Origin of the sequence: Marinospirillum minutulum DSM 6287, assembly GCF_000422325.1 — a bacterium.
GTDB lineage: Bacteria > Pseudomonadota > Gammaproteobacteria > Pseudomonadales > Halomonadaceae > Marinospirillum > Marinospirillum minutulum.
In genome coordinates, this window is the sequence record NZ_AULO01000011.1 from 167,758 (window position 1) to 189,670 (window position 21,913).

A 21,913-nucleotide genomic window follows, 5' to 3' on the forward strand; every position below is an offset into this window, starting at 1 on the left:
TTACTTAGTAGCTACTGAGTAGCATTACTAAGCCCAATGCATGCGGGCGGCGTGCAGGAAAATATCATGAAAAAACACACTTCTTCTAAGTGGCTAGGCACAGCCGCGCTTGGATTATTTGTACTTAGCCCTATCAGCCAAGTTTTGGCAGAGACAAAAGCTAACAACCTAGAGCCAGTGGTAGTAACTGCCAACCGTATTGATCTGCTAGATACTGAAGCACCCTACGCAACAGAAATTTATACTTGGGATCAAATACAGAAAACAGGCTCAACCAATATTTATGATTTTCTAGGTCGCCATACCTCTATGATGGTTACGCCTGGTTCTGGTAATCCTTTTGCTCAAAAAATTGATATGCGTGGCTTTGGTGTAGGTGATGGCTATCAAAATATTATTGTAACGATTGATGGTCGTCGTATGAATAATATTGATATGCAACCACAGCTTTTAACCAGTATTCCGTTAATCAATATTGAACGAATTGAAATTATTAAGGGTAGTGGTTCAGTGGCGCAAGGTGATGGTGCAACTGCTGGTACTTTAAATATAGTTACCCGTAAACGCAGTGGTGGTAGCGCATCAGTATTTGCTGGTAGTCAAGGAAAGCTAGCGAGCAGCGTTAACCTAGGTGTAGTTAAAGATAAGTACGCTCTTAATTTAAGTGCCGATAACGCTAGCTATGATGGTTTTCGTGATGCAAATTCTAAAGGTCAAAAAGATGCTAGTACTGCTAACAATTTAAAGGCCGACTTACAGGTTTTTCCAACAGAAATACTTGAGTTAAGAGTTGGTGCTGCAGTAACTAGAATTGATACGGCTTATGGTAGCCCTATGACTAAAGCTGAATTTAATGCTAAGCCAGAACAAATGACTTACCCATCTTGGGGCGGTGAAGATGATGCTTTTACCTTACAGCGTTTAGAGTCTGATGTACTGTCTTTAGGTGCAAGTGTTAATTTAACAGACACTCTAACACTAGCTGTAGACCATGCTAGAGAAGATAAAATGTCTCAGTATAAAGGGTCAAAAGGTGCAGATTATGAGTATAACTCCACCGATTTATCATTAAAATACACAGCTAATGGTTTTAGTTTAATTGCTGGTGCCCAAGCTTTTGATGGTGAGCGTGATGCCTTTGGTAGTGAAACCACCAAAGATAATTTAGGTGCTTTTTTACAAAGCCAATATAAGTTTGGCTCTAGCCTTGTTAGTGTAGGTGTGCGCCATGAAAAAGTGACCTATGAATACAAGCCCACCACAGGAACTCAATTAAAAGATGATCATAAGTTAACCGCTTGGGATGTTGGTTTTAATCAGCAATTTAGTAAAGCAGTTAGTGGTTTTATCAACTTAAATCAAGCCTTTCAGGCACCAGATATAGATAGGTTCTTTAAATTTGGTGGTGGTTTTAACGACTTTATAGAGCCAGCAGAAACTAAAACAATTAATCTTGGTGTTAATCATGTGCAAGAAAATAATAAGTTAAAAGCTACTGCTTTTTACACCCAGCTAGAAAATGAGATTTATTACTATAATGTAAGTTTTGCCGATAAAAATACTAATATTGATAAATCTTATAAGTATGGTGTTGAAGTTCAAGACAAGTTTAAGCTCACCAGTCAATTAAGCGGTTCAGTTAACTATACTTGGTTAAAGGCTATAATTGATAAAGAAAATGAAGCTGCTGGTGCTTATAACGGTAAAGACCTACCAGGTGTTTCAGAACACAACATTTCTTTAAGCCTAGACTATGCGATTACTGACAAGTCTACTGTGATGTTAACGCAAGTTTGGCGTAGCAAGGCTTATGCTGCAGAAGACTTTGCTAATAATTTCAGTCAGAAGCAAAAAGCTTATAACCTAACCAACCTAGGTTATAGTCATAAGCTAGAGCAAGTTACTTTGTTTGCTCAAGTAGACAATGTTTTTGACAAAGCTAATGGTATCTGGGTTAAAGATGATGCTATCTACCCAGTTAATTTCACTCGTACTTGGCAGTTAGGTGCGCGTTTAGACTTCTAAGCTTAAATAAATAAGCCCTTAATTACTCAGTAGTTAAGGGCTTTTTAACAGAGGTGAGTATGACCGATTCAAACAAACCCGAGCGCCATAAAAAGCGTATGGAACGCCACAAGGAAGTAGTCGATAGTAAAATTGCTCAAGCCACCACAGAACGCGGTGTAGTGGTGGTGCATACCGGCAATGGTAAAGGTAAAAGTACCGCAGGCTTTGGTATGGCGGCCCGTGCGCTAGGTCATGGTATGCAAGTGGGCATAGTGCAATTTATTAAAGGCAGTTTTAGTACGGGAGAAGAAGCTTTTTTTCGCCGTTTCCCCGAAGTTAGCTACCATGTAATGGGTCAAGGCTACACTTGGGATACGCAAGATTTAGAAAAAGATATAGCCACCGCTGCTAAAGGTTGGGCGCAGGCTAAGGCTTTTTTAGAAGATGAGAAGGTTGATTTAGTGGTGTTAGATGAGCTGAATATCGCCTTAAAATATAACTACATTGCCATGCAAGACATATTAGATGCCCTAGCTAATCGCCCAGCCATGCAGCATGTAGTCATTACTGGCCGTGGTGCAAGAGACGAATTAATCGCCGCTGCCGATACAGTTTCAGAACATAAAGAAATTAAACACGCCTTCCACGCTGGGGTAATAGCGCAGAAGGGAGTGGAGCTTTAAAAAACTTTGGCTTTATTAAACCAAATGCCAAGTTTGGGTGGTTGTTTCGTATTCTGCTAAGCCTACAGCGACTAAGGACTGTAAGCCTTCTTCAATGCTTTTTACGGGTTTGCGTTTAAAGATGTCGGCTAAACTTTCTAGAGTATAAGAGCTTTCTGCTAAGGTTTCTCTAAGCACTTTTAACTGTTCTGGCACGGTTTTGGGGAAGGTGGCTTTGTCTTTGGCTGCAACTATTTTTGGTTTGCTGGTTGCAACCGTTTCAAGTGCAAGGTCAGTTTGCTCTTGAGCGTCATCAGGTGCTTGGTAGTCTGGGCGTAACCAGCGAACAACACCCTTGGCTTCTTCTTCAGCACGTTGTTTATTGAGTGCTACCAAGCGCATTAACAGCTCTTCTTCTGCTTCAGCTTGCTCTGTAGGTTTGTCGGGGTAGGGCGTTGTTGCACCAGGTTTACCGACTAGTTTTTCAACTAAATCTGTCCAGCCATAAGCTTCAAAAACTGCGGTATCCAGCTCATCGTGGTATTCAGCCAATAAAGCAATTAAGCCTTGTTGATGGGTGGTTTTTTCTTTAGCTGTTAGTTCTTCGCCTAATCTAAGCTTTTCTAAGACGTTATACATATCCGTCATGGTTAGATTAGGGTATTCGGCTTGCTGGCGCTTACGGTGTTTGTCGATACTTTCTGCTAGCTCTGAAATTTTTTCTGAAAGTTCTGGTGACGTTGTAGGAAAGGGGAAGGTTTCAAAGCATTGCGTTTTAGGGTAAACAGGTGTTGCGCCAAGTGAGCTGCCGTTAGCTAAAGCCCATAAGGTATGAATACGACTAGATAAAAATCCTAAATAATAAGCTTTAGCTAGTGCAATATTGATAAGCTTATTATCAGGAAGGATTGATGAATCTAAGAACTGAAAGATACGGTGCTTAGCTGTTTCAACTGTAGTTATATAGCGTGGTAAATCGCCCAGCTGACTCCTTAATTTAGGGTTTGTTTCACCAAATAACCACCAATTATTTCTGCGGCTAGCTCTTTTATTATTATCTCTTTCTGGTTTGACTCTTTCTAGAACCCACTGATACAAGTCTGGGAATTCACTCCTTACTTTATCTAAGTCTAAACCATATAAGTCGATAACCATTACATTGCGTGATGATTGTAATAAGTCTCGCCCATTTCTATAGTCTCTTATATGTTTTTCTATTTTAGGTTTAATGCCTAGTCCTAGGTTGTTTGCTTCTTGCTTAGTAATAATAAACCCACTTCCAAACAATGATACACCGCGATTACTTATATCAAAATTTGCTTTTAAGGCTAAAGCACTAGAAACATCAGCACCAATCGTTAGGTCTGAATAGGTTTTACCAGTTCGCTGCGTAAGTTGTACATCACGCGCTTCTTTTTCTTCAGTTGAAGATTCTTTAACTAGAAGATTAAGCTGACCTGCATAATTACCTGCAACACCTACAGTCATCGCAATTCTTACTGCGGCACCATCGTTACCATCTACCCAAGGGTGATCGGGTACTGCATATAAAATAGACAGCGGTTTTTTTGCATTGCTAAGGTGCGTTTCTATAACACGGCGATTAAAGGTCTGTTTAATACTATTGGTAGTAATAAAGCCAAACCTAAAAGCTTCACCTAAACGTACTTTTTCAGCGGCAATATGCCACCAAAACATTACAAAGTCGGCAGATTCAGGTACTACTTTTTTATACACTTTTCGAACAGCATCGACATAACCATCACCTAGCGACCGGCGCATGGTGGAAGCACCAATAAAAGGCGGATTACCAATTATATAATCGGCTTTTGGCCAGTCGGTTTGGCGTGGGTTTTTGTATTGATAAACCGTGGCTTGCCCAGTTTCATCGGGTATTAAGTTACCCGTGGTTGGGCTAACTTTCATGCTTATACCATCCCAAATAGTGACAACTTTGCCTTGGGCATCTAGCTTGGGTTCACGGCTGTCATATTCAATTAGCGCATCACGGCATTCAATGTTTTTAAAGTCTTTAAGAATGGGTTCAGGAATGTTTAGGTTGCCATTTAAACGGTAGTGCCATTGCAAATAACCTATCCAAAGCACTAGCTCGGCAATTTGTGCGGCTCGGGGGTTAATTTCTAAACCTAAAAACTGGTGGGGGCTAACAGTTAAGCCTTCGGCATCTAGGGCGCTTTGTCCGCCACTTAATTCAGCAATAAAGGCAAGCACTTCACCCTCTAAACGTTTCATGTGTTCTAACGCAACATAAAGAAAGTTGGCGCTACCGCAGGCTGGGTCTAATACTCGGGTTTGGCAAAGCTTAAAATGAAAGGCTTGAACTTCTTCTAGGGCTTTATCTTGTTTGCCTTGGCGCAACAGGGTTTCAGCAGCGGCACGAATATCGCCCCAGCGTTCACGCAAGGGGTTAATTAGGGTTGGCATTACTAAGCGTTCGACATAGGCGCGGGGCGTGTAGTGAGCGCCTAATTTATGGCGTTCTCTTGGGTCTAATGCCCTTTCTAGTAAAGTACCAAATATAGCCGGTTCAACATAACGCCAGTCGGCACTTGCGGCATCTATAAGTAGTTGAATTTGGTTAACGTCCAGCGCTATGGGGTCTATGCCTTTAAACAGCCCACCATTAAAGCACTTAACATTAATCATTAAGCGTTCACTGTAGCCACCCGTATTCATGGTTTCCCATAGGCCTTTTACAGCATGAGTGAAGGCTTCTGGATTACGCGACTAATAGGCTGTAGAAGGATTCTTTAGGCAGTAGGTCAACATCTTCGGCAAACATGGTGAATAAGCAGCGCTTTAAGAAACTAGCAACGCGTTCTACGCCATAACCGCTAGCTTCTAAAGATTTGCCAAGCTCTGCTAGTTTGGCACTTACCTGACGGGTTACTTTAGCGGCGTGCTTGCTTGGGTCTAGGCTAAGTGGGTCTAGCCAGAGTGCACGTAGGCGATGCTGTGTTTCTGGTTTATGTAAGTCATCAAGGCGAATTTCGTGGTGGCGTGGGTCGGGAAAAGCGACGTAGTTACCACCTGTTCGGGTAAATTCAGAATAGGTGTAAATGGCATTGCCAACATCAACCACAATAATAAAAGGTGGGCGACCTTCTTCTATTTCATTGGCTGGTAAGCCACGAACATAGCGCTCTGCTTGGGCGACAGCGGCATTAATGGCGTTTTGATGGGTTTTTGAAGCGAGTTCTTTATTGGTTTGTTTGCCTTCTAATACAAAGTGATTGCGTTTGTAGAGGTCGATAAAGCGCTTTTCAGTGGTGGAGTCAGCTCGTTGGGGAGCGATAAAGCGTTCAAAAATATAGGCATTTTTATTATTATCGCCTTCACCTGGGTCGGGTTGGGGTAGTTCTAAAAGCGTACAAAGGTCGCCAATAAATGACTGGAAATTAGATTTTTCACTGCCGGTATTACCTTTCCAGCGTTTAAGAAAATCTTCAACAGCAGCAGGGGTGGCGATGGCATCCAAGCTATTTTGCTCCTTAATAAGAACTGGGTGTTATGCTTTTAAGCTAGATTATACAGTTTATTTCTTTAGGCGTGTATGGCGTGCAGGTAAGCTGAGTTAGTGATTGAGTATTTCTTGAAAACTACGGGTGTATTGGCTATATTGCTTGCACTCTTTAGAACTAGGACGAATTCGTCTAGTCGGGTGTTTAGCCAGACTCTAACTTATTGAACGGGTTTATGCTTGCGGTGTTTCCGCAACCTTAACTCGTTCCTCATTAAGGTTGCGGAAACACCGCTTCCTCTAGTAAAGAGCAAAGCCCAAGAGTTACTTCTTGGGCTTTTTTTTGGGGTATATTAGTAATGAGCTTTCTTAGGGTGCTAGCATCCAAGGTAAACAAAACAGAAACTGAAGTAATTCAGTACTTGGCTAATGCGCCCTTAAAATACAAAGTTTATACAATACCTAAGCGCACTAGCGGTAACCGTGTTATTGCTCAGCCTACAAAAGAATTAAAAGAGTACCAAAGAGCATTTTTACAGATTAAGTCTTTTCCTGTACACCAGGTAGCAACTGCATATTGCTTAGGTTTAAGTATAAAAGACAACGCACTAAGCCATAAAGCTAACTCATATTTATTAAAAATGGATTTAAAAAACTTTTTTAATTCAATAAATAATAATCTGTTTTGGAAGATTTGGGCCGTAAACAAAAAGCTACCAGAAGCAAAAGATAAAGAGTTAATAGAGAAGTTATTGTTTTGGTCTCCGAGCAAGTCTTTGCAAGGCAAGCTAATTTTAAGTGTAGGGGCACCTAGTTCGCCATTGCTCTCAAATTTTATTATGTATAGCTTTGATGAACATTTATTTAAAGCTTGTAATAAGTTGAATGTAACTTACACACGCTATGCTGATGATTTAACTTTTTCTACTAATAAGAAAGATATTTTATTTAAAGTTCCTAACCTTGTTGCTGAGCAGTTACGCTTTGAGTTTGGCAGCAGTATAATTGTAAATAGAAAAAAAACAAAGTTCTCTTCAAAAGCACATAATAGGCATGTGACTGGTATAACATTAAATAACAATCAAGCCATTTCTTTGGGAAGAAAAAGAAAGCGTTATATTAAGCATTTAGTTCACCAGCTTTTATTGAATAAGCTAACAGTAGACGATATTAATCATTTAAAAGGATTGTTAGCTTTTGCAAAACATATTGAGCCAACCTTTATCTTAAGTTTAGAGAAGAAATACTCGTTAGCTAAAATTACGCATATTTTTGAGGCAGAAAATGAATAATTCTAACAAAGAAAATAATAGAGGCATAAAAGGCCTAATAAAAAATGCTAATAAAGGTAATGTACTATCTATGTTTGAGCTTTATGAGAGCTATCTTTCTGGTAAGTACGTGGCAGAAAAAAATGAAGCGTTAGCTACAGATTACTTAAATAAAATTCGTGAAAATACTATTGAAGCAAGGTTTTTTATTAAATCATTAAGTCTTTACGATTTTAGGCGGTTTAAGAATCTCGATATTGAATTTAATAAAAGTATTACGGTTATTGTTGGTGAAAATGGTGCTGGTAAAACAAGTATTGTAGAAAGTTTAGCACGATTATTAACTTGGTTTAATAGTCGTATTTTAAAAGCTGGCGGAAATGGAAAAAGAATAGTTGAGGGTGATATTAATAACCAAGCTAAGAGCTATGCTGAGATTAATGGTTCGTTTGGTTTTAATGAAAATACTGATATAAATATTTCCATGGTTCGGCCTGTAGAAGGTATTTCAGCTAGTGCTTCTTCAGACTTAGGTGTCTCTGACCAGGTAGGAAAAATTTACCGTTTATTAGCAGAAGATAAAAAATTTTATTTGCCTTTATTTGCTTTTTATTCGGTCGAGCGTTCCTTGGTTGATTTTTCATGTAATATTTCTGAAAGTAGGTTAAGAGCTGATTTTAATGCAAGATTCAGTGCTTTAAAAGATAGTTTAGATGCAAGTGCATATTTAGATGGTTTTTTTGAGCGTTATTTAGTATTGGTTAATTTATCTGAAAATGCTGAAGCAGCACTAGCAAAAAAATATTTAAAACTGCTAACTTTAATTAACTATGCTATCGAATCATTGGTAAGTGATGTTAAAAATATAAAAGTTGAACGCAGCTCCGGTAAAGCAGAAATCACCTTAGATATTTTTGGTGTTCGAGTGAGTGTTTCACAGTTATCACAAGGTCAAAAAACTTTACTTGCATTAGCAGGAGATATAGCTCTGCGTTTAGCAACTTTAAATCCAGACAGTGAGAATGCTTTAAATAGCTTTGGTATTATAGTTATTGATGAAATTGATCTTCACCTACACCCTAAGTGGCAGCAACAAATAATTCCTGGGCTTAAAAATACCTTTCCTAATATTCAGTTTATTATTACAACACACAGTCCTCAGGTGTTGTCAACTGTTGATAAGAAAACTATACGTATGTTGTCATTTAATGAAGAAGGTGAAGCTTTTGTAACAATACCTGAGTATCAGACTAAGGGTGTTAAAAGTTCAGATGTGTTAGAGCAAATTATGGATGTGATAGCTACACCAGCTATTGAAGAAGCTGAATGGGTCTCTGACTACTCAGCACTTATTGTTCAAAATATTCATGATACTGATGAAGGTATGAAATTACGCAAAAATTTAATTGATCATTTTAAATTAGAGCACCCAGTAATAAAAAAATTAGATGCAGATATTCGGGTAGCTGAGTTTAAGCGTAAAGTAGAAAAATTAAAATAGGGTGAGTTATGCGTTTTTTAGTTAGAGGCGATGCCCCCAATTGTTTAAATTTATTCAAGCATGGAAAAGATAAATGGAGCGTTATTAGCCAGAATAGAAAAACAGATGAAATTTGGCAATCTATTAATAAAATGCAACAAGGTTTTTGTGCTTATTGCGAACGTAAATTAAAAAATAATAGTAGAAGTAAGCACCTAGAGCATTTTTTCCCTCGAAGAAGTAATCCTAAACTTACTTTTAGCTGGCCCAATATTTTTGGTTCTTGCTCTACTCCTAATTCTTGTGGTGATTTTAAAGATAATAACTTAGAAGCTAAAAAAATTGATCTAAACAGTGTTTGTAAACCTGATGTAGACAACCCTGAAGGCTACCTAGTTTTTTTGAGTGATGGAAAAGTAAGACCAAAACATGGCTTGGGTGTTTCAGATAAGAAAAAAGCTTTAAATACCATTCAGGTTTTCAACTTAGATGAGCAAAGCAAATTAGTTAATAGCCGCCACCAGGCGATTGCAAATGAAAAGCAGCTTGCAGATAAGTTTTGGGAAGCTATGAGTGATAACGATGGCTCAGAAGAGTGGCAAAAGATTTTAGAAGATGAGCGTTTGGAAGCATTAACTAGAATTGAGAGCCAAGCACATAGAACAGCATTAAAACAGCTTTGGGAGTTTAATTAGGTCGGCTTTCTTAAAGTCTACCTCTTTAGAGTTAGTCATCTACCCATTTTAAGTTTTGTTTTAGTTAAAGATACCTTTATAGTGTTGGTTTACTGGTGATTAACTTAAGAGGGTAATGTTATGGAACTCGGTACAATCAAAGTTGCTAATATGCAAGGTGAAACCTGCGTAACAACAATTAATAATGCCTTAAGTGAGCTAGCTGGTGTGGTGAGTGCTAAGGTATCTTTAGCTAACCAAAATGTTGCGGTTAGCTTTGATGAAACAGTGACTTCTTTAGACAAGCTAAAAGAAGCCGTAGTAGCCAGCGGCTTCAATTTAGCTGTTCACGGTGAAGATGGTAATTGTTGTGGTGGTTGCGGTAGTTAAAACCTAGCTAAATTCTTTAAAAAAATAGCCCTAGCTTTAAGTAGGGCTATTTAATTCAAGTTAAACTTTATTTTTTATCTTTAAAATACTCTAAACCCCAAACCATTTCTTGAGAACTGGCAGTTAGCATATCGTTCACTATTGCTTGGTAAATGGCTGGTTTGGCCTGCATTTCATAGGTTACAGTGCTGTCAGAGCTTGACGAACCACCAGCTACAGCGCTTAACATGCCCATCGTGTTTTTAAACCCTGAAACTGCCTTATCCGTGGTTGAAGTAGCCTCTAGCGTTTCACCAAAAGCCCTTACTCCCTGATAGGGGTTATCTGTTGCTAAAGTAAAATACAACTCTTTACCTTTAGGGCTAATAGCAAGGAGTCCAGTCCTGCCTGGGTGTAGGTGAATATTCTGCCCAGTACTTACTTTAGCATTGGCATAAACTGAGTTGGTTTCGAATCGTTTACCTGCTTTGGCGGATGAATCAAACGAGCTGTAATCTACTACATAAGAAACGTGTAACAGTGTTACGCCCATATCACTTGCCACTTTAGGTAAACAAAGGCTTTGAAATAAAGGGTCGAGCTGCTTACACATAAAAGTTTCTTCTAATAAAGGTAAGCCTGTGGGTGAATAAATAGGGTATTGCTTAAGGTCGGCTTTATTATCTACAAACATTTTTTTCATGGCTTTAAGCGCTGATTCACTTTGGCCATTTTCACGCTTTTCTAATTTTTGAAATTCTTTATTAGCTGTTACTTTATCTAAAGGTAAAAGATTAAAGCCTTGTACGGTTAAACCTTGGCTAAAATTACGATAAGCGTTATCTGTAATTTGCTGCATTAGTTCTGAATCCACACCCGTTAAGGTTGTTTTTATGGTTGCGCTAGCGCTTGCTTTACCTCTACTACCCCAGCGACCTTTATCTGCTGCAGTTTGGGTTCGTTTGCCTTCTGTTACGAATAGCACACGAAAAGAAGCGATGGCGATTGGTTGATCTGCTTTTATACCAGCCGGATTACCACTGGTTTGAAAAGAAGGTTTTTCGCCTGAATCTTTAGTAGATGGTAGGGTTTGATTGCCGCCACAACCTACAAGTGAAGCAGTTATTGCTGCAGCTATTAGTAATTTCTTATAGTTTCTCATGTGTTTTCCCCATAAAGAGCAGATTTAATAGCCAATAATATAAGGCGAAATTAAAAGTCACTCTATCCCCCTGAATAGGGGGGTTAAAGCAGGCTAGTTGTTTTATAATTGAAAAAAACTACAGAGAAAACTAGCTTGCTTAGATTACGCTTATATTCAGGTTTACTGTTTTTATTACTAGCGCTAGTGTTGGTGATTACTAGTGCGCTAATGCTGCCAGAAACTGCTTGGCAGTTTTCTGTTACTGAGCAGCAGCTTTTGCAGGTTAAAAAGCCAGATCAAACACCATTCACTGTGGTTAGTTTTCATGCGGGTGAAGAAAGTTTTCCAGCTTCTTTTCATTTAGCACTAGAAGAGCCTGACACACTAGAAACTTACCAAGAGTTTAATAGTTTAATGGCACTAAATAGCCAATTATTAAGCCATTTAAAACAGCAAAACTTAACCATGTTGTTAAGTAATACCAGTGTTGAAAAATTAGAGGCTAAATCACGCAGATTAAAAGACTTGCCTGCAATGTTTTGGTTGCAAATTACTTGTGGAAGCTTGGGCTTTTTAATTTGTGTGCTTATTAAAAGTGTACGCCCTAACTATCAAGGGGTTAACGCCTTTGTTTTAACGGGTTTTAGTTATTTATTATTTACTTTTGCGGCTGCTGTTTATAGCACCCGAAATTTTTTAATTGATGGGCAGTTGTTTCATGCCTTGTCTTTGCTTAACCATGCTGGCGCTATGCTATTTTCTGCCTCTTTAACTGCATTTTTGTGGAGCTACCCACGGGCGATTACTAAATATGCAATTAGCCTCTTTGCCTACTTGGTTTTTGCCGCCAATTTGTTGGTCGATGGTTTTCAGCTTACCCAAGGGCCAGCAACGGGTTCTTATTTATGGGTGTTTAGCCTGTTTTTATTTGGCTTATTAGGCTCGTTTGTGCAGTGGTGGTTGGCACGCAACAAGCCTTTAGATAGGGGCGCTGTGCGTTGGATGTTGCTGTCTATTTATGCTGGTACAGTATTTTTTGCAGGGGGCATCATGTTGCCTATTTTACTGCAAATGCCGCCTTTAGCTTCACAAGGCTTAATGTTTACTACTTTTTTGCTGATGTATGGTGGCTTGGCCTTAGGTGTGTTGCGTTACCGTTTATTCGATTTAGAACGCTGGTGGTTTTCTATTTGGGCTTGGTTTTTGGGTGGCGTGGCTATTTTGTTAATGGATCTGCTCTTGGCAAGTTTTTTAACCCTTTCTAATGCTTCAGCCTTGGCTTTGGCAACGGCAGTGGTGGGCTGGTTATATTTTCCGCTGCGTCAGTGGGCTTGGCACCGCATTAGTTTTCGTAAGGGCTTGGCAATAGAGGCTTGGTTGCCCAAGGCGGTTGCTAGGCTGGTGAATGTAAAAACATTATTGCAGTTAGAAAATGCTTGGCAGCAAAGTTTACAAGCTTTATTTCAACCGCTCATTGTTAATTATGACGCTGTGACTAGGCAGGACATTAGAATTTTAAATAATGGTTTGCAATTAGCTTTGCCTAGCATAACGCAAGAAAGCAGCTTAACTATTCAAAATGCGGGGCAGGGGCAGCGTTTATTTACTAAAAACGACATTAAAAATGCCCAAACATTGTTTGCCATGTATCAATTAACGGCTAAAGCTTTAGTGGCAAAAACGGAAGGGGCTAATAATGAGCGTGATCGTATTAGGCAAGACATTCACGATGATTTGGGTGCTAAGTTATTAAGTATTTTACATTCTGCTAAAGAACCACGCCCAGCCCAGCTAGCAAAAGAAGCCTTGAATGATTTAAGAAACTTGTTACAAAGTATAGAAATCGAGCCTATTGATCTTGGTTATGCCCTAGCGCACTGGCAAAGGGAAGCAAGGGAAAGAGTGCCTGAAGGGGTGCAGCTAAGTTGGGAAGAAACACTGTCTGACCAGCTAGTAGAATTGCAGCCAGAGTTCTTTTCGCACTTAACGCGAGCACTAAGGGAATGTTTAACCAATGCGTTGCGCCATGCAAAAGCCAGCCAAATTAGCGTTGTGATAGCCCTAGATGAAAAACTAACTATTTTAGTGACTAATAATGGTGTGAACTCAACCGCTAATCCGCCGTTAGCAGGCAGGGGCAGTGATATTTTAAAAAGCCGTTGCCAAAGTTTGGGTGGAAGTTTTCACAGCCAGCAACTAGGCACAAGTTGGCAGGCTAAGATTAGTATTCCAATTTCTTGCCTGAACTAACCAAGCCTAGCTCATAGGCTTTTAAGGTTGCATCGGCACGGTTATTCACTTGCAGCTTTTTATACACCTGTTTTAAGTAGCCTGCCGCCGTGTGATGAGAAATAGCCAGTAAGTTAGCAGCATCAGGCACATTGTAACCCTTGGCAATTAGGCTAAGTATTTGTTCTTCTCTTGGTGACAAACTGGCGGTTAAGTCTTTTTCAGGCCTAAAGGCTTGCAGCATTTTTTTAGCTACAGCCGGTGACAAGGGCGGCTTGCCTAATAAAATGCCTTTTAAGTGCTCTGCTACCTGCTCAGTGCTTTCACTTTTTAAAATGTAGCCATCCGCACCGTATTTAAGTGCGGTAAACAAGTATTCAGACGCATCAAAAATGCTAGTCACTACGCAGTAACAGGCTTCATCTTGTTGTTTTATTAGCTTTAAAGCATCTAATCCAGAACCATCAGGTAACCCAATATCAAGCAAGGCAAGCTTGTATTGATTAGTCTTTAGTAAATCTAAAGCTTCAGTTAAAGTAGCTGCGGTGTGAATTTCATCGCTAGTAAAATGGCTTTGTACCATGCCTTCTAGCCAGGCTTTTACATCGGGAAGGTCTTCTAAAATAAGTATTTTATGCATTAGGGTAGACTTAACCAAAAGAAGCCGTTGTAGCCAGTGGCTTTAAGCTAGCTGTGCACGGTGAAGATGGTAATTGCTGTGGTGGTTGCGGTAGCTAGAAGCGCACTTCTGGCAAGCTTTCAAATGCAGGCCTTGCAAAGTAGTAGCCTTGCATCAGCTCTATGCCTGCATTTTTAAGCCACAAAAACTCTTCTTCGGTTTCTATACCTTCTGCTAAGGGGCGAATGCCCAAGTCTTTAAACATGCTCAAGCAGTTTTTAATTATGTGCTGACGAGCTTTGTTGCTAGCTATACCACGAATAAGTTCCATATCTAGCTTTATTATGTCGGTTTGAAAATCTGCCAGTAAATTCAAGCCTGAATAGCCTGAACCAAAGTCATCTGTGGCAGTTTTAAAGCCAAGTGATTGATAATATTCAACTACTGTACGTATGTGCTTGTTATCTTCCAGCTTTTCTACTTCTGTAAATTCAAACATAATGTTTTCAGTTGGGAAGTTGTACTTATGTGCTGCTTCTAAGGTGGTTCTTATGCAGCGTTCTGGCTTATAAATGGCATTAGGTAAAAAGTTAATGCTTAACATACTGGTTATTTTTAATCTGGTTGCTAGCTCTATCGCTTTAATCCGACAAAGCTGATCAAAAATATAGCGGTTATCTTCATTAATTTGCGAAATAATGGAGTAGGCAGATTCATTATTTAAGCCTCTTACTAGGGCTTCATAGCCAAAAATTTCTTTAGTTTGGCAGTTAATAATGGGTTGAAATGCCATAGTAAAATCAAAGCCTAAGCCAGTAGCATCAGCACACTGGCTACATAAAAAGCGTTTTATTTCAATTTCATCGTTCATGGATATCTTCCTAGTTCAGCCACTGAGCATTATTGTTCCACTGCTCTAGCCAGAGTAAAAATTGGTCTTTAGGTAAGGGGCGGCTAATGCCATACCCCTGTACCCATTTGCAGCCTAATTCTTGTAAGCGTAGGCCGTGTTGTTGGGTTTCTACCCCTTCAGCTATAACTGCTAGTTTAAACGTATCTGCCATACTTATAACACCTTTGACTATAGCTAGGTCGTCTGCATCATCTATTAAATTGCGTACAAAGCTTTGGTCTATTTTTAAGGTGTTTACTGGCAGGTGTTTAAGGTAGCTTAAAGAGGAATAACCTGTGCCAAAGTCATCAATAGAAATGAGTACGCCTTGTTTTCTTATTTGTAGTAAAACTTGTGATGTTTTTTCTAAGTCATCTACGGCAATATTTTCTAGTACTTCAATTTCTAGGTTATTAGGGTTAAGGTGGGGGTAGTCAATAAACACCTGTTTTAAGTTAGTTATAAAGTCTGGATCATGTAATAGGTTAGAGTCCATATTAATGCTAATTGGGCAGTTTATACCTGCTTGCTGCCATTCATTAAGTTGCTTGGCTGCATTTTGCATTACCCAATAGCTAACTTGTTGCATAATAGTGTGGTTACTAATATCTGGTAAAAACAACCCAGGTGCTAATAACCCTTTAACTGGGTGATTCCAACGTATAAGCGCTTCAGCACCTATAACCTGGTTAGTTTGGCTATTTATTTTAGGTTGGTAGTAGAGTTCAAATTCATTATTATCAAGTGCTTTTTGAACTTCTTTTGCCTTGGTTGATAAATTACGTAGGTTTAGATCCAGCTGTGGGTCAAAAACTTCAAAGCAGTTTTTACCTTGTTGTTTGGCTGCGTACATGGCTTGGTCTGCATGGCGTATTAACTGCTCTGTGTCGCTTGGGTCTTGGGGGTAGTAGGTAACTCCTAGGCTTGCTGTAACCTTTACTATTTCATCATTAGCCAAGCTGCGTTTAGCGATAGTAGCTAATAGCTCGTTAAGTAGCGCCGTAGACTGCTGAATGTTCTCAAGCTGGGTAAAAACTAAGATAAACTCATCCCCGCTTAATCTTCCAAACAGGTCTTCTGGCTTAAGCAGTCTTTTTATTCGCTTGGTTAATTCAATTAATAGCTGATCCCCTGTTTCATGCCCATACTTGTCGTTTACTTTTTTAAAGCTATCTAAATCGAAATACACTACGGCAAGCTGGGTGTTTTGTGCATCTGCTTGAATAATGGCTTGGCGTAATTGTTGCGTTATTAGCCGTTCATTAGGTAGGTTGGTTAGGGTGTCGTAGTGGGCAAGGTATTGCAGTTGTTTTTCGTTGTCTTTTATATGGGTAATATCAGCTGCTACTGCTAGGTAGTTGGTAATTTCTTTAGGGAATTTTTCATTGTAAATGGTGTTGACAGATAAAATAACAGCATAAGGTTCACCGTTACTTTTTGTGCTCCACAGCTCACCCTGCCAGTGGCCTGTATAAGCTAGCGCCTTTTTAATTTCTTGGTAGGTTTCTGTGTCTTGTTGGTTTGATTGGAGCCAGCTAGGGTTTTTACCTACCAGTTCGGCTTTTGTATAACCAGAAATACGCTCAAAGGCGTTGTTTAAATCAACGATTATTCCGTTTTGGTCGGTAATGATTATGGCATCGTAAGACTGTTCAAACACTGTTGCCGCTAGTTGCAGTTCTTGGAGGTGTTTTTCTTGAGTGAGGCTGTTCTTTTTTTCTCGCGAGTAACTGGCAAATAAACCAATAAAACCGAGCAGTGCAACACCAGAATGGGTTAGGAGCAGTTTGTATTTGTGTGAATTGTAATTGGCTAGGTAGGGTTCTAATAAAACAGAGGCAGCAATACCACCGCGCACCTCTCCAACCTTATAACCTTGGTGGGCGTGGCAGCTTAGGCATTCAGCTTTAACATAAAAAGGATGAATGCTTTTGAAATAGGCTTGGTTGTTAACTTCAACTAGTTCGGTAATAGGTTCTTTTTGGTTGGTAAAGCTGGCTAGTATTTTTTCTTCCCATGGATCGGCTTGATTCTTAGGGTTGATGGGGTTTCTGCTGATTAGCCGCGTTTTTATGCCTAGTTCTGTTACTGAGTGTTCTTGCAGATCACGAATTAAATAGGCGGGGTTTAATAGAGTTAGGGCTATACCTTCTTGGGTGGTTAGGTCTTTTAATGGGTGTACTAAATAAGGGTTGGAGTCTGTCCCTTGATTTGCAAAAACGTAAACGCCGCCCTTTTTTGCAGCCCAGCTTCTAAAGCTAATGTCTCTATTGACTGTAGCTTCTGCGGCAACGCTGGCATTTTTTAGGGTTTCTTGGTAGGCAGCGTTAATGTTATAAACGAGCGAAGCTAGAACGGCTAACACCCAAAAAAATTGAAGAAGTAAGTATTTTCTAATCATTAGAAGCTGTCTTTTAGGGCTGTTTTGCAAGAAAAATAGGAATCGGCCTAGGGCTTCCATAGCAGGGTTTATTCTAACTCATGATTCATGCCATTGTTACACCGAATATCATGATCTAACAACTAAAATCATTTATTTTTGACTGATTGCTTTATTTAACTATTTGTTACAGATTTGCCTTAGAATCCTGCTGGTTTCAGAAGTGGTGGTTTAAGCAGTTGGCTTGTCTGCTAGTCTGGTCGCTAGGGTTTGGAGGTAGGATGCTGTTCTTAAATAAATTTAGGTGGGTGCTCTTTTTGGGCTTATTGTTTTTTTCGGCTCAAACCTTTGCCGCACCTGTTTTTGTGGGGAAAGATGTAGCTTATCAGTTGTATATTGATAATGAACATCAGCTAGACTTTGAAGGGTTTAGAGAACTTGTAAAGCAAGGTAATTTGCAAACACAGCATAAACCCTTGTCTAGGGGCTATGTTCGGCCTACTTTTTGGCTGCATTGGGTTTTTCCTGCCGAACACTTTGTTAACCAAGACCAGTTACTGCTGATTACGCCTAACTTTGTAGATGAAGTAACTATTTATTACCGACCAGTGGGGGATTCTGCTGCTGAATGGGTTAAGCGGGAAGCTGGCGATCTTACACCTGGAATAAGAGGGGATTTAGACTACCGCTTCCCTGTATTCAAAATTCCACAAACCCAATCACCGCATTTAGGTTACGAGTTTGTGGTGCGTATCAAAACAATTAGTACGGTAATTTTTGAAGCCAGTTTGTGGCAACCTCAAGCGTTTGTAGAGTACACGGCTAAACAAACCAGTTATTTAAGCTTTTATTTGGGCTTGGCTGCTATCTCAACTTTTTTGGCCGTTGTTTTAGCTTTTATTATACGATCTAGACTACTCTGGGCTGTTACGGGTTATTCGTCTGTCTACCTTCTTATTGCTTCTATTCAAGGCTATGTAACTTGGCTTCTGCCCAGTATTAATTTTCCTTTACAGCACTATTCAACGAATATTGCTTCGCTAGTTTCTTATGCGTTTTTAATCTGGGTAAGTGTAGAAGCTTTAAACCTTAAAACCTATTTGCCAAAAATTTATAAATTTATGTTAGGTTTTATGTTGTTGGTTGTCTCTCAGGTGGCATTAACACCTTTAGATCTTTATGGTAAGGGTTTTGAAGTTCAAGGCATTATTTATTTAATAATTGCAATTGTATTTTTTATTAGCTTTTTTTATGTTTGGCATAAAGAAAAATATCGACCACTAACTTTACTGCTTGGTCTAAGCCCTTTTATTTGTTTTTTAGCTAGTTTTTTATCTTTAGCAATTCTTTTAGGCTGGATTAGTTATGACCGGCGGATTTACTTAATTTGGCAATATGCACCAATTTTTAATACGCTTTTAGTCACTGTGCTGGCAGTTATGCGTTCTTATGAAGAAAAAGGATTACGGCAAGAGCATTTGTTAATGAAGCGAGAGTTGCAGATTGAGCGTGAAGCTGGCTTTCATCAAAGGCAATTTATGGGTATGGTTTCACATGAATTTCGTACACCCTTAAGTGTTATCTCTATGGCAATACAAAATCTCTGCTTAATGAAGCAAGATGAACCCCAAGTAACTCAGCGCTATCAGCGCATTCAAAAAGCGATAGACCGTTTGGTGCAATTAACCGATAACTGCCTAGCTGATTCACGCATTTCAGCTAAAGCCTTGAACTTAGAAAAAGAGCAAACAGATTGGGGACAACTTTTAGAAGAATCCTGCTCCTTAGCTTCACTTTCTGAGCAGCATGTTTTAAAAATATCCTTTGCAGGTAAGCCAATCAGTTTTACAGAGCTAGAGGATTACACTGTAATGGCTGACAAGGCTTTGTTACAAATTGCTTTGTCTAACCTGCTTGATAATGCCGTTAAGTACACCCGCAAAGGGCAGATTCACGTGGATTTAAGTATAAAAAATAACCAATATTTTTTAAATGTTAAAGACCAAGGCGGTGGTATTGCGCCTGAGTTGATTGAATTTTTGTTCGAACGTTACCAGCGTAACTTATCGCAAAAAAGTGAATGTTCCACAAGTACCAAAGGCTATGGTTTAGGTTTGTACGTTGCTTTACAAATTGTTAAAACACACGGTGGCGACTTGCAGTTAATTAAAAATACGCCTCAAGGCTGTACCTTTCAATTAAGCCTACCCAAGGTCTAAATTTTAACTAAAAAGTAGGATGAAAATAATAATGTTAAAAAAACCGACTATTGCAATAATTGAAGATAATAATGACCTTCAAGAAGAGCTTAGTTTTTTTCTGGAAGCTAAAGGTTTTGAGTGTTGGAATGCGACCAGTGCTGAAGATTTTTGGCGCAAATTACATTTACAAAAAGCCGATATATTTTTAGTGGATATCGGGTTGCCGGGCGAAGATGGCTTTAGCCTTATTAGTCATTTAAGTAAGTTGGGTGATTTTGGTTTAGTTATTATTACTGCCAGAGGTGGTAAAAAAGACTATTTAAATGGTTTAAGTTTGGGTGCAGACCTTTATCTTGTAAAGCCAGTAAACTTTGCAGAGCTTAATGAAAAGTTAGAAGCCCTATGGCAGCGTATGCAGCTTGATAAACAGGAAGGTACTTTACCTTTAAAGGCAGAAAATAAAAGTCCTAACTGGGCAATAGACTACTCAGCTTGTAACCTTGTAAACCCTAAGGGAGAAAACTTACTTTTAACACAGCAAGAAAAAGAATTGTTAGCTCTACTTTTAGAGCAAACTAACCAAATACTTACCCGTACTTATTTGAATGATGTTTTATTCAGGCATCAAGACTATTCAGAAGATACACACCGTGTTGATGTGATTGTTAGCCGTTTACGCAAAAAAGCCCGTGAGCAAGCATTTAACCTTCCACTTAAGTCTATTTTTGGTAAAGGTTTGGTTTTTATTGTTGAGTAATTAATAAGAAAAAAACCAGCCGTAGTGGAAGTCTAGGCTGGTAAAAGTGTGAAGCGTTTAAAATAATGTTGGGTTTATATATTAGCTTAAAAGCTGTATTTAGCACTTAACCAAAAGCGTGGGTCATTACCTTTGGTATCGGCTTGTGAGTCACCACCAGAAAGTGCCCAAGCTAGGTTGGCATCTAGTTGTAGTGTTTTCCAAGCATAGCTACTACCCAAGCCTGCACCTGAAATACGGCGCTTAGAACCATCCACATCACCCCGAGCGGTTTGGCCTGCATCCACAAAGGTGTAGGGGGTTAAACCATAGGCTGTAGCGTAGCGCACTTCCATTTGAACTACTAAACCACGGCTATCCGAACCTTCAGAAACAGGGTAGGCACGCACTGCTTGTGGGCCACCCAGTGAAAAGCTTTCAGACCCGTCTAAGTCTTTTTTATCTGTCCACTGCGTATCTAATTTAGTAACTAGTGTTAAACGCTCGGCCAGGCTTTGTAAACGCACCACTTGCAAATTCAGCTTGGTAAAACTTTGATCCTTCGCTGCCGCGCCGAACTGTTCTATGTCTAATTGCCCTGGCGTTACAATAAACTGACCATAGGTAATACCACCGCCTGCAAAAGCGTCACGCTTATCAAAACTTATCTGTAGCGGCAAACTATGGCTAGCCGTAGCTTTTTTAAAGCCAGACAAACCCTTGTCATCTAAATCTTTGTATTGGTAAGTCATTTGTACAGACACGTTAGCTTGCTGACTACGAATGACTGGGTAGCTTAACCCAGCAGAACTTACCGCAGCCGTACCTTCATAACCTTCAAAACCCTTGCCCAAGGTGTAATCGGTATGCGCATAACCTACATTAGCTGTTAAGCCAGAACTGCCTACTGGTAAGCTGTATTGTAAGCCACCTAACCAAGTTTCTTCACTGGAATACAACCAAGAAAAGCTTAATTGATCGCCTACGGTAAGTAAGCGATTGGCTTTAATAACACCACTGGCACGGTAAGCACCTGAAAAACGGCTGCCATGATTGTCTAAGCTAACTTCACCTGACACACGTTTTTCTGGCGTTACTTTTACTTCTAAATCACCTGCACCTTGAGTGTCGCTGGGGCGAATAATAGGCGTGGCTTGCACACCAGGCAGGTCGGTAATTAGAAGTAGGCTGCGCTCTAAAGGCTTGGAAGCTATAACTTCACCCGTTTTTAAAGGGGTTAAAAAGGATTGGGCTTTAGCAGCCAGTGCTGCAGTATTACTGGTGGCTTCTACTTCACCAAACTTGCCTTCCACGATTTGAATTTGTAGCTTGCCTTGGGTTAAGGTTTGCGCTGGCAATAAAGCACGGGCAAAGGGGTAACCGCTGGCACGATAAAAGTTAGTAATTTGTTCAGTCATATTGCGCAAACCGGCTAAGTCTTGTGGTTGCTGTAATGCTTCACCCAGTTCTGCTAATAACACTTCATCTGTAAAAACGGTGTTGCCACTGAAAGCAACTGTAATTAACTCAACGGTTTTTCCACCTGGTTGAACTGCTTGCCCAGTATCGCCGGGCAGCTGTAGATTAATTTCTGACTTTTTAGGTGCAATTTCCTTAGCTTGGTTTTGTTGTAAAACCTGCCCAGCCCCCAAGGGGGCATCTTGTGCGGTTGCTGCATTGGCTGTAAAAAAAGCTAAGGTTAAAACCGACAGTGGCAGTAATTTAATATGAGTGTTCTTCATGGTTTCTCTCCTATAAATAAGTGGTT

At 39.6% G+C, this 21,913-nt stretch carries 16 protein-coding genes; 9 read left to right on the forward strand and 7 right to left on the reverse strand.

The features are described 5' to 3' along the window. The first annotated feature begins 66 nt into the window (after positions 1–66). Both H571_RS0106100 and cobO read left to right on the forward strand, forming a co-directional pair. The gene (locus H571_RS0106100; RefSeq protein WP_036217783.1) at positions 67–2,025 is read left to right on the forward strand and encodes a TonB-dependent receptor; all 1,959 of its coding nucleotides are present in this window, start codon (positions 67–69) and stop codon (positions 2,023–2,025) included. 59 nt (positions 2,026–2,084) lie between these two features. Beyond that, a complete protein-coding gene (cobO, locus tag H571_RS0106105; protein WP_027848536.1) occupies positions 2,085–2,690 on the forward strand; it encodes a cob(I)yrinic acid a,c-diamide adenosyltransferase in 606 nt (201 codons plus the stop codon). A gap of 15 nt (positions 2,691–2,705) precedes the next feature. Here the strand turns inward: cobO and H571_RS14405 are convergent, their stop codons facing one another. Then, positions 2,706–5,366, reverse strand: coding sequence for a class I SAM-dependent DNA methyltransferase (locus tag H571_RS14405; protein ID WP_211219764.1), 2,661 nt, complete (start codon positions 5,364–5,366; stop codon positions 2,706–2,708). A 43-nt stretch (positions 5,367–5,409) separates the two neighbouring features. Further along, positions 5,410–6,168, reverse strand: coding sequence for a type IIL restriction-modification enzyme MmeI (locus H571_RS16000; RefSeq protein WP_211219765.1), 759 nt, complete (start codon positions 6,166–6,168; stop codon positions 5,410–5,412). A gap of 341 nt (positions 6,169–6,509) precedes the next feature. On the opposite strand from H571_RS16000, the gene H571_RS0106115 reads away from it, so the two are divergent. The 4 genes from H571_RS0106115 to H571_RS0106130 all read left to right on the forward strand — a co-directional run bounded on the left by H571_RS0106115 (position 6,510) and on the right by H571_RS0106130 (position 9,965). Next, entirely contained in the window at positions 6,510–7,442 is a 933-nt protein-coding gene (locus H571_RS0106115; protein ID WP_027848537.1) for a retron St85 family RNA-directed DNA polymerase, read from the forward strand. Next, complete coding sequence (locus H571_RS0106120; protein WP_027848538.1) at positions 7,435–8,922, forward strand: AAA family ATPase; 1,488 nt, start codon at positions 7,435–7,437, stop codon at positions 8,920–8,922. The genes H571_RS0106115 and H571_RS0106120 overlap by 8 nt, the downstream gene beginning before the upstream one ends. A gap of 8 nt (positions 8,923–8,930) precedes the next feature. After that, a complete protein-coding gene (gene ptuB, locus H571_RS0106125; RefSeq protein WP_027848539.1) occupies positions 8,931–9,596 on the forward strand; it encodes a retron Ec78 anti-phage system effector HNH endonuclease PtuB in 666 nt (221 codons plus the stop codon). 120 nt (positions 9,597–9,716) lie between these two features. Further along, positions 9,717–9,965: a heavy-metal-associated domain-containing protein gene (locus H571_RS0106130; protein WP_027848540.1), complete on the forward strand. Its 249-nt coding sequence runs from the start codon at positions 9,717–9,719 to the stop codon at positions 9,963–9,965. A gap of 67 nt (positions 9,966–10,032) precedes the next feature. Here the strand turns inward: H571_RS0106130 and H571_RS0106135 are convergent, their stop codons facing one another. Further along, positions 10,033–11,106, reverse strand: coding sequence for a hypothetical protein (locus H571_RS0106135; protein ID WP_027848541.1), 1,074 nt, complete (start codon positions 11,104–11,106; stop codon positions 10,033–10,035). Positions 11,107–11,241: 135 nt separating this feature from the next. On the opposite strand from H571_RS0106135, the gene H571_RS0106140 reads away from it, so the two are divergent. Further along, entirely contained in the window at positions 11,242–13,338 is a 2,097-nt protein-coding gene (locus tag H571_RS0106140; RefSeq protein ID WP_036217838.1) for an ATP-binding protein, read from the forward strand. Here H571_RS0106140 and H571_RS0106145 read toward each other — a convergent pair. From H571_RS0106145 to H571_RS14410, 3 genes are all read right to left on the reverse strand, one after another. Further along, complete coding sequence (locus H571_RS0106145; RefSeq protein ID WP_027848543.1) at positions 13,310–13,957, reverse strand: response regulator; 648 nt, start codon at positions 13,955–13,957, stop codon at positions 13,310–13,312. The genes H571_RS0106140 and H571_RS0106145 overlap by 29 nt on opposite strands. Positions 13,958–14,051: 94 nt before the next feature. Next, positions 14,052–14,807 carry an EAL domain-containing protein gene (locus H571_RS0106150; protein WP_027848544.1) on the reverse strand — a complete coding sequence of 252 codons (756 nt, stop codon included), beginning with the start codon at positions 14,805–14,807 and terminating at the stop codon, positions 14,052–14,054. 10 nt (positions 14,808–14,817) lie between these two features. Next, a complete protein-coding gene (locus tag H571_RS14410) occupies positions 14,818–17,229 on the reverse strand; it encodes an EAL domain-containing protein (RefSeq protein WP_169445760.1) in 2,412 nt (803 codons plus the stop codon). 296 nt (positions 17,230–17,525) lie between these two features. Here H571_RS14410 and H571_RS14415 point away from each other — a divergent pair, with 296 nt between their 5' ends. Further along, positions 17,526–19,427, forward strand: coding sequence for a sensor histidine kinase (locus H571_RS14415; protein ID WP_169445761.1), 1,902 nt, complete (start codon positions 17,526–17,528; stop codon positions 19,425–19,427). Between the two features lie 31 nt (positions 19,428–19,458). Continuing rightward, positions 19,459–20,166 carry a response regulator transcription factor gene (locus H571_RS0106165; RefSeq protein WP_036217786.1) on the forward strand — a complete coding sequence of 236 codons (708 nt, stop codon included), beginning with the start codon at positions 19,459–19,461 and terminating at the stop codon, positions 20,164–20,166. An 86-nt stretch (positions 20,167–20,252) separates the two neighbouring features. Here H571_RS0106165 and H571_RS0106170 read toward each other — a convergent pair whose 3' ends face one another. Continuing rightward, positions 20,253–21,887 carry a ShlB/FhaC/HecB family hemolysin secretion/activation protein gene (locus H571_RS0106170; protein WP_036217788.1) on the reverse strand — a complete coding sequence of 545 codons (1,635 nt, stop codon included), beginning with the start codon at positions 21,885–21,887 and terminating at the stop codon, positions 20,253–20,255. Between the last annotated feature and the right edge of the window lie 26 nt (positions 21,888–21,913).

Coding starts and splice junctions, on each gene's coding strand:
- H571_RS0106100 (WP_036217783.1), top strand. CDS start 67: ATGAAAAAACACACTTCTTCTAAGTGGCTAGGCACAGCCGCGCTTGGA.
- cobO (WP_027848536.1), top strand. CDS start 2,085: ATGACCGATTCAAACAAACCCGAGCGCCATAAAAAGCGTATGGAACGC.
- H571_RS14405 (WP_211219764.1), bottom strand. CDS start 5,366: ATGAATACGGGTGGCTACAGTGAACGCTTAATGATTAATGTTAAGTGC.
- H571_RS0106115 (WP_027848537.1), top strand. CDS start 6,510: ATGAGCTTTCTTAGGGTGCTAGCATCCAAGGTAAACAAAACAGAAACT.
- H571_RS0106120 (WP_027848538.1), top strand. CDS start 7,435: ATGAATAATTCTAACAAAGAAAATAATAGAGGCATAAAAGGCCTAATA.
- ptuB (WP_027848539.1), top strand. CDS start 8,931: ATGCGTTTTTTAGTTAGAGGCGATGCCCCCAATTGTTTAAATTTATTC.
- H571_RS0106130 (WP_027848540.1), top strand. CDS start 9,717: ATGGAACTCGGTACAATCAAAGTTGCTAATATGCAAGGTGAAACCTGC.
- H571_RS0106135 (WP_027848541.1), bottom strand. CDS start 11,106: ATGAGAAACTATAAGAAATTACTAATAGCTGCAGCAATAACTGCTTCA.
- H571_RS0106145 (WP_027848543.1), bottom strand. CDS start 13,957: ATGCATAAAATACTTATTTTAGAAGACCTTCCCGATGTAAAAGCCTGG.
- H571_RS0106150 (WP_027848544.1), bottom strand. CDS start 14,807: ATGAACGATGAAATTGAAATAAAACGCTTTTTATGTAGCCAGTGTGCT.
- H571_RS14410 (WP_169445760.1), bottom strand. CDS start 17,229: ATGATTAGAAAATACTTACTTCTTCAATTTTTTTGGGTGTTAGCCGTT.
- H571_RS0106165 (WP_036217786.1), top strand. CDS start 19,459: ATGTTAAAAAAACCGACTATTGCAATAATTGAAGATAATAATGACCTT.
- H571_RS0106170 (WP_036217788.1), bottom strand. CDS start 21,887: ATGAAGAACACTCATATTAAATTACTGCCACTGTCGGTTTTAACCTTA.